Raw genomic sequence first — 271 nt, 5'->3', positions numbered from 1 at the left:
CATTCGAGGGGCGTCGGGCGTCTCAGCCATTGCTTTCAGCGGCCACCATTCTGCGCGACCTTGGCGGCGACTGGCGCAAGTCATTGCCGGCGAATTCGCCGCTCGGACATATCGAAAGACGCTGGTATCGACATGTCTTCAAGGACGGTTCGGTTGACCGCACCTACTACGAACTCGCCACTTGCTTCGCTCTGGCCAACGCTCTCGCCAGCGGTGACGTGTGGGTGCCGACATCGCGAATCCATCGCTCGCTCGATACGCTCCTTACGCC

Annotated in this window: 1 protein-coding gene; it reads left to right on the top strand. The window is 61.3% G+C overall.

The window, feature by feature from the left end; all coding sequences use genetic code 11:
• Positions 1-271: hypothetical protein (locus ACKRDP_RS09950; RefSeq protein ID WP_409154627.1), on the top strand; the 271-nt coding region annotated here is incomplete at both ends.

This window comes from Pampinifervens navoyensis, assembly GCF_046159715.1.
In the GTDB taxonomy this organism is placed as follows: domain Bacteria; phylum Aquificota; class Aquificia; order Aquificales; family Aquificaceae; genus Pampinifervens.
Note: the sequence above shows the minus strand (reverse complement) of the source record. Positions and strands in the feature narration are given on the sequence as shown.